6 protein-coding genes are annotated in these 8,038 nt (G+C 48.1%); all 6 read left to right on the forward strand.

The annotated features are described in order from the left end of the window. A partial coding sequence (locus B2X00_RS10295) for a transketolase-like TK C-terminal-containing protein (protein ID WP_414653744.1) occupies positions 1 to 1,101 on the forward strand: 1,101 nt, incomplete at its 5' end. An 11-nt stretch (positions 1,102 to 1,112) separates the two neighbouring features. After that, positions 1,113 to 2,858 carry a dihydrolipoyllysine-residue acetyltransferase gene (aceF, locus tag B2X00_RS10300; protein WP_290487451.1) on the forward strand — a complete coding sequence of 582 codons (1,746 nt, stop codon included), beginning with the start codon at positions 1,113 to 1,115 and terminating at the stop codon, positions 2,856 to 2,858. Positions 2,859 to 2,969: 111 nt separating this feature from the next. Continuing rightward, positions 2,970 to 4,397 carry a dihydrolipoyl dehydrogenase gene (lpdA, locus tag B2X00_RS10305; protein ID WP_287830969.1) on the forward strand — a complete coding sequence of 476 codons (1,428 nt, stop codon included), beginning with the start codon at positions 2,970 to 2,972 and terminating at the stop codon, positions 4,395 to 4,397. Between the two features lie 145 nt (positions 4,398 to 4,542). Beyond that, positions 4,543 to 6,627: a M13 family metallopeptidase gene (locus tag B2X00_RS10310; RefSeq protein ID WP_290487452.1), complete on the forward strand. Its 2,085-nt coding sequence runs from the start codon at positions 4,543 to 4,545 to the stop codon at positions 6,625 to 6,627. Between the two features lie 57 nt (positions 6,628 to 6,684). Further along, a complete protein-coding gene (locus B2X00_RS10315; protein ID WP_290487453.1) occupies positions 6,685 to 6,999 on the forward strand; it encodes a hypothetical protein in 315 nt (104 codons plus the stop codon). A gap of 47 nt (positions 7,000 to 7,046) precedes the next feature. Then, positions 7,047 to 8,038: efflux RND transporter periplasmic adaptor subunit (locus B2X00_RS10320; protein ID WP_290487454.1), on the forward strand; the 992-nt coding region annotated here is incomplete at its 3' end.

Consider the following 8,038-nt stretch of genomic DNA (forward strand, 5'->3'; position numbering starts at 1 on the left):
CGTACCTTTGGTATGGAAGGCTTGTTCCGCCAAGTCGGCATCTATGCGCACCATGGTCAAAAATATACGCCGCAAGATGCTGATCAAGTGGCCTATTATCGTGAAGATAAGAAAGGTCAGGTTATTCAAGAAGGTATCAACGAGCTTGGCGCAATGGCGTCGTGGGTAGCGGCAGGTACAAGTTACTCGCTAAACAACGAGCCGATGATTCCGTTCTACATCTATTACTCGATGTTTGGTTTCCAACGCGTGGGTGACCTCGTGTGGGCCGCTGGCGACAGCCAGACACGCGGTTTCTTGATTGGTGGTACAGCCGGTCGCACAACCCTGAATGGCGAAGGCTTGCAGCACCAAGATGGACACAGCCACATCTTGTTCGGTACTGTGCCTAACTGTATTACTTATGACCCAACCTACGGTTATGAGATTGCAGTGATCGTTCATGACGGTCTTAAGCGCATGTATGAAGATCAAGAGAACGTGTTCTATTACTTGACGGTAATGAACGAAAACTATCATCAGCCAGAAATGCCAGAAGGTGTCGAAGAAGGCATCTTACGTGGTATTTATAAGCTCGACGACGTGAAAGCTAAGAAGAAAGCCAAAGCGGATGTTCAGTTGTTAGGTAGCGGTACAATCTTAGAGCAAGTGCGTAAAGCAGCCGACATCTTGGCTGAGGATTTTGACATCAACTCGACCGTGTACAGTGTAACTTCGTTCAACGAGCTGGCGCGTGATGGTTTAGATGTTGAGCGTCATAACATGCTCAATGCCGATAAAGAGCCAAAAGAAGCCTTTATTACTAAGGCAATGAAAGATGCAAAAGGTCCCGCGGTTGCAGCGACGGATTACATGAAGTTATACGCTGACCAAGTGCGTCAGTGGGTGCCGACTTCGTATCGTGTCTTGGGTACCGATGGCTTTGGTCGTTCGGACAGCCGTGCAAATCTGCGTAAGCACTTTGAAGTGGACGCCAACCACGTGGTGGTTGCTGCACTTAAAGAGCTTGTTGATGCCGGCGACATTGACGCAAAAGTGTTGAGCAAAGCGATCAAAGACTACGGTATTGACGTCGACAAACTTAACCCACGTAACGCATAAGGAGTATTGATATGGCGGATAAGATTGAACTCAAAGTCCCCGACGTGGGCGGAGAAGAAGTCGAAGTCATTGAGATTCTCGTCAGCGCAGGCGACACCATCGAGAAAGAAGATGGTGTTGTCACAGTCGAGAGTGACAAAGCTTCTATGGATATTCCCGCCTCTGAGGGCGGGAAAATCGTCGAGTTAAAAGTAAAAGAAGGCGACACCATTAAAGAAGGTGACGTCCTCGCTATCATCGAAGCGGCGAGTGATGACAGCGCCGATGAAGAAGCGGACGACAGCGATGATGACAAAGCCGAAGACACTACGGAAGAATCCTCTTCTGACGGCTCATCTTCTGACGCTTCGGAAGACGATGACGATGCACAGGATGACCAGCAGCAGGAAGCAGCCAGTGGTGGCGAGAGCGAAGTCATTGACGTAGAAGTCCCTGATATTGGCGACGAAGAAGATGTCGAAATTATCGAGATCTTAGTCAACAAAGGTGATTCCGTTGAAAAAGAAGATGGCTTGATTACCTTAGAAACTGACAAAGCCACCATGGATGTGCCTTGCCCAGAAGATGGCGAAGTGGAAGAAATGCTGGTCAAAGTCGGCGATAAAGTATCGCAAGGCTCTAAGATTGCGAAGTTAAAAGTCACGCGCAGTGGCGGTGGTTCGAGCGCAACCAAAGACGATTCTAAGTCAGAGTCGAAATCTGAAGACAAGGCAGAACAAGCATCTTCAAAATCGGACAGCGACGACAAGGAGTCGGTTAAGTCGAACTCGAAGCCGACCAGTGAACGTCAGCCACCTGTGCCGGATCATCCGACTGAGCGCAAAGATGGTTCACCGATTCATGCTTCACCGGCCGTGCGTCGTGTTGCTCGTGAATTCGGCGTCGACCTATCGCAAGTCAAAGGGACTGGACCTAAGAGCCGTATCCTCAAGGAAGACGTGCAAGAGTACGTGAAGTATGAGTTGTCACGTCCGAAGGCAGTCGCAGGACAAACGTCTCAAGGCGGTGGTGGTCTGCAAGTAATTGATGGACCTAAAGTCGACTTCAGCAAATTCGGTGAAGTGGAAGAAGTTCAGTTATCGCGCATTCAGCGCAAGTCAGGTCCTAACCTGCATCGTAACTGGGTGACTATCCCACACGTGACGCAGTTTGATGAAGCGGATATCACTGAACTTGAGCGGTTCCGGAAATCGGAAAACGAAGTCGCTAAGAAGCAAGACCTGGGCTTTAAGATCACGCCACTGGTATTCATCATGAAGGCCTGTGCGAAAGCATTGCGTGAATTCCCGAATTTCAACTCATCGTTGTCAGAGTCGGGTGAAGCCTTAATCATGAAGAAATACGTGCACATCGGTATTGCGGTGGATACGCCAAACGGTCTCGTTGTACCCGTGATCCGTGATGTCGATAAGAAAGGCATTTACGAGCTGTCAGAGGAGCTGGTCGATGTCAGTGCGCGTGCGCGTGATGGCAAGTTGAAAGCAGCCGATATGCAAGGCGGGTGTTTCTCAATCTCAAGTTTGGGCGGTATCGGTGGCACTGCATTTACACCGATCGTTAATGCACCAGAAGTGGCTATCCTAGGCGTATCACGTAATGAGATGAAGCCGAAGTGGAATGGTAAAGAGTTTGAACCTAAACTCATGTTGCCATTATGTTTGTCCTACGATCACCGCGTGATCGATGGTGCAGATGCGGCGCGTTTCACAGCGTATTTGAGCCAAGTATTAGGTGATATTCGTAAATTGGTGCTTTAAGCACCAATTTTACCGAGAAATACGATCTAAATGGCGTTACAATAACCGCACATTTAGCGTTGACGGACCTCGGTGGGTAGCTCAACCTGCCGTGAATAACAAGGGGTTATCATGAGCGACAAAATTAAAGCACAGGTAGTAGTGTTAGGTTCTGGCCCAGGTGGCTATTCAGCAGCATTCCGTGCAGCTGACCTTGGTTTAGAAACGGTTCTCGTTGAACGTTACAGCACCTTGGGTGGTGTTTGTTTGAACGTGGGCTGTATCCCTTCAAAAGCGTTGTTGCACTTAGCAAAGCATATTGAAGATGCCAAAGTATTGGCGAACGAAGGCGTCGAATTTGGTGAGCCTAAAATCGACTTAGATAAGATCCGCAAGCATAAAGAAAAAGTCGTGGGTCAACTGACTGGCGGTTTAGGTCAGATGTCTAAAATGCGTAAAGTGAAAGTCGTCAACGGTTACGGCAAATTCACGAGCAGCAACACGTTGAACGTAGAAGGTGAAGACGGCAACACCGAAATTGAGTTTGAAAACGCAATCATCGCAGCCGGTTCACAACCTATCAAATTGCCATTCATCCCACATGATGATGAGCGCATTTGGGACTCTACAGATGCACTTGAGCTGAAAGAAATTCCTGAAAAAATGCTTCTTCTAGGTGGTGGTATCATCGCACTAGAGATGGGTCAGGTGTATAGCTCATTAGGCTCAAAAGTTGATGTCGTTGAAATGACCGATCAGTTGGTACCGCCTGCTGACGCCGACATCATGAAGAGCTTCAACAAGCAAGTAAAAGGGCGTTTCGAAAACGTCATGCTGAGCACTAAAGCGACTAAAGTTGAAGCGAAGAAAGATGGTATCTATGTGACCTTCGAAGGTAAAGGTGCACCTGAGAAACCGGTTAAATATGACGTAGTCCTGACCGCAGTAGGCCGTGCGCCGAATGGTAAGAAGATCGACGCGGATAAAGCCGGCGTTAAGGTCACTGAGCAAGGCTTTATCGAAGTCGATAGCCAAATGCGTACTAACGTGGACAACATCTTCGCGATCGGCGATATCGTTGGTCAGCCGATGTTAGCGCACAAAGCCGTTCACGAGTCGCACGTAGCGGCTGAAGTGATTGCAGGCAAGAAGCACTTCTTCGAACCGAAAGTGATTCCTTCGATCATGTATACCGATCCAGAAGTTGCATGGGCGGGTGTGACCGAGAAAGAAGCGAAAGAAAAAGGCATCGAGTATGAAGCAGTAACCTTCCCATGGTCTGCATCAGGTCGTGCTATCGCCTCGAACGCACAGCAAGGTATGACTAAGCTTATCTTTGATAAGAACAACCGTATCATCGGTGGTTCAATGTGCGGTTCTAACGCAGGTGAGTTGCTAGGCGAAGTTTGCTTGGCGATCGAAATGGGTTGTGATGCAGAAGATATCGCATTGACCGTTCATGCTCACCCAACCTTACATGAATCAATTGGCTTAGCTGCTGAAATTCAAGAGGGTTCAATCACTGATATGCCTAATCCGAAAGCGAAAAAGAAAAAGTAACTTTTCGTTTACGGTAAATTATCAGCAAAACGGCAACATTCATCGCGAATGTTGCCGTTTTTCTTTACTTGTCGCCTAATTTTGCGCTAATTTGTTCGAACTTGTAGATATGAGTCGACAAAAACTAAATAACAGGTGACAACCAATGAATAAATTAACTACCGTTGCTCTGAGTGTCTCTATGGCACTTGCGTTAGGCGCATGTTCGCCGCAACAAGAAGCGCAATCGGAACAGTCTAGCCAACAGAAGCCCGCAGCCGAAAAACAACAAGAACAACAGCTGACCTCGGGCATCGTACTTGAAAACTTTGACAAAAGTGCGCGTCCTCAAGATGACCTGAACCAGTACGTGAATGGCGCGTGGATGGAAAAAACTGAGATTCCAGACGACCGTTCTTCAGTCGGCTCGTTCTTTGACTTGCGTGAGCGCAATCAAGAGCGTTTACATAAAATCATCGAAAAATCAGCGAATATGGAAGCAGCAGCTGGCACCAACGAACGTAAAGTTGGTGATTTCTTCAATGCTTACATGGACGTTGAGACGTTGAATGAACTCGGTGCTAAGCCAATCCAGTCTGATCTTGAGTCTATCAACGCCATCGATAGCTATGAATCAGTTGCTGAGTACTTCGCACATATGAGCCGCATGAGCACGTCGATTCCTTTTGGCTTTTATGTCTATCCTGATGCAAAAGACCCACAAACCAACGCGATGTATGTCTCGCAGAGTGGTCTTGGCTTGCCGGATCGTGAGTACTACTTAAGCGACGAAGACAAATTCAAAGAATTCCGCACCGCGTATGTTGAGTACATCAGTGATGTGATGGAGATGGCTGGCGTCGACAATGCAGAAGCGGCAGCTGAGCGTGTGCTAGAGCTTGAGACCAAATTAGCTGAAGCCCAGTGGACGCGAGTTGAAAGCCGTAACGCGGACAAAACCTACAACAAAATGACGGCAAGCGAAGTCGATGAGTTGCTAGGTAGCTTCGACTTTTCACGTTACTTAAGCGCAGCAAACTTGAGTGACGTAGACAACATGGTTATTCGTCAACCGTCTTATTTCGAGAAACTCGGTGAGATGTTCACGGATGTGGATTTGCAGACGTGGAAAGACTACTTATCGTTTAAAGTGATTAACGACGCTGCTTCAATCTTGAGTGAAGACTTCTCCAACCGCCGTTTTGCATTCTACGGTACGACGTTACGTGGTATCCCAGAGCAAGAGCCGCGTTGGAAGCGTGGCGTGGATGCGACCAACAGCGTGTTAGGCGAAGTATTGGGGCAGGTGTATGTCAAAGAATACTTCCCACCAGAAGCTAAAGAGAAAATGGAAGGCTTGATTGAAAACTTGCGTGCTGCGTACGCAGATTCAATCCAAGGCTTAGATTGGATGACCGACGAAACTAAAGAAAAGGCGTTGGAAAAGCTCGCCAAGTTCGATCCAAAAGTTGGCTATCCAAACGAATGGCGTGACTACTCAGATTTAGATATTTCTTCGACTGACCTCGTGGGTAACTACAAAGCGTACGCTGAGTTCAACTACAACGAAGAAATTGAAAAAATCGGCGGTCCAGTTGATGAAGAAGACTGGGGTATGACACCACAAACGGTTAACGCTTATTACAGCCCTGTGCGTAACGAGATCGTTTTCCCAGCAGGTATCTTGCAGCCTCCATTCTTTGATATGAATGCTGAGATGGCTGTTAACTATGGTGGCATCGGTGCTGTTATCGGTCATGAAATGGGCCACGGTTTTGATGACCAAGGTTCTAAATATGATGGTGAGGGTAACCTGAACAGCTGGTGGACTGATGCCGACCGTGAAGCCTTTGATAAACGTGGTAAAGCATTGTCAGCGCAGTACAGCGCTTATGAGCCGATTGAAGGTGTTAACATCAATGGTGATCTGACGCTGGGTGAAAACATTGGTGACCTTGCAGGTTTAACTATCGCGTATGAGGCGTACATGAAATCACTGGACGGTGAACAAGCGCCTGTGATGGATGGCTTTACCGGTCCTCAGCGTGTATTCATCGGCTGGGCACAAGTATGGCGTGGCAAATATCGTGAAGATGCGATTCGTCAACAAGTGTTGAGCGACCCGCATTCGCCAGCCGAATACCGTGTAAACGGAACGGTCGTCAACGTACCTGCGTTCTATGAAGCCTTTGACGTGAAGCCAGGTGATGAGCTTTACGTGGCACCTGAAAACCGTGTTACCATTTGGTAATAAATTGAAGAAAGGTAGTCGTAAGCATTGATGAGAACTTTCGTATTGTTGTTATGCATGTTTCTGACAATCGTGAGTGGGGTATTACCCTCCACTCACGCTCAGGCCATGCCGATGACAACAGCGATGACCCATCATGATTGCTGCGACTCAAGTGACGCTCAGCCAAGCGCCGAGCGTCACGCATCTTCTTCCAACTGTGAGCAAGACACGCACGCCTGCGATAACTGCACACAACACTGTTTCGCGCATGCGGGACTTATTTCTCTTTCCCCGAATATTCAAGTAAGCGCTTACCAAGGTGTTTTTGCAGCACCCGTTGCCCAGTTACTTGATGCCTCCGAAGGTATTCTTCGCCCACCTAAAACTTAACCAACACAAATAAAACACAGTTGGTTTTTTCAATTTAGGTGAACGTCATGAAAAGTCGTATTTTCTGGATCTTAATGATCCTAGTTATTCCGTTTGTCTCTGCACAAGAGCCTGTATATGTGTGCCCAATGCACAGTGAAGTCACTCAACACGAGCCTGGTCAGTGTCCTATTTGTGGGATGGACTTGGTTTTAAAGTCATCGCAAAAAATGACGATGGAACATACGCAGCATAGTCCTGCCACGACGTCATTGTTTGAAGTAAGTCAGCAACAACAACAGGCGCTTAAGCTGTCGACCACAACCGCAACACGGCAAGCGCTCACACCGAAGTTAATGGTTCAAGGCGAAGTGCAGTGGGCTGAAAACGAGCAGATCCATATCCACCCTCGCGCCAAAGGATGGATCGAGAAACTTTACGTCGATGTCGAAGGTGCAGAGGTAAAAAAAGGTGATCCGTTGTACCAAGTCTATGCGCCTGAACTGGTGGTGGCACAAGACGATTACTTACAGCTGTTGAATTCACTGCAGCAAGTCGGGAGCGCCGAAAAGCAAGCCAGTTTCAGGCAACGCGGCCGCACTCGACTCAAGCTCTTAGGCATGTCCGATGAACAAATAATGCGCTTGGAACGCACCAAAGAAACTCGTTATACAGTCGACTATTTTGCGCCACAGTCGGGCTATGTCACTGCGCTCAACATTCAAGAAGGTATGTATATCATGCCAGAGCAGTCCGTGATGACGATTAGCGGGCAGCAGGCACTCTGGCTCATGCTCGATATACCACAGCGATACCGAAGCTTGGTTGAAACCGGACAGACAGTTCATATTGCATCTAATTCGGTGCAGGGGCACTGGATGGGTAAGATAGACTACATCTACCCTGATATCGACGATGCCACACAAACGATACGTGCCCGAGTTCCTTTGCAAGTCGCAAGTGAGACACTAGCGGTGGGGAGCTGGCTCAACGCGCAGGTTGAAGGCGCAACGTTGGCACCGGCTGTGGTCATTCCCGTATCAAGTCTGATCCAAGTGGG

The organism is Idiomarina sp. UBA3162, from assembly GCF_002364475.1.
Lineage (GTDB): Bacteria > Pseudomonadota > Gammaproteobacteria > Enterobacterales > Alteromonadaceae > Idiomarina.

Coding starts and splice junctions, on each gene's coding strand:
- lpdA (WP_287830969.1), top strand. CDS start 2,970: ATGAGCGACAAAATTAAAGCACAGGTAGTAGTGTTAGGTTCTGGCCCA.
- aceF (WP_290487451.1), top strand. CDS start 1,113: ATGGCGGATAAGATTGAACTCAAAGTCCCCGACGTGGGCGGAGAAGAA.
- B2X00_RS10310 (WP_290487452.1), top strand. CDS start 4,543: ATGAATAAATTAACTACCGTTGCTCTGAGTGTCTCTATGGCACTTGCG.
- B2X00_RS10315 (WP_290487453.1), top strand. CDS start 6,685: ATGTTTCTGACAATCGTGAGTGGGGTATTACCCTCCACTCACGCTCAG.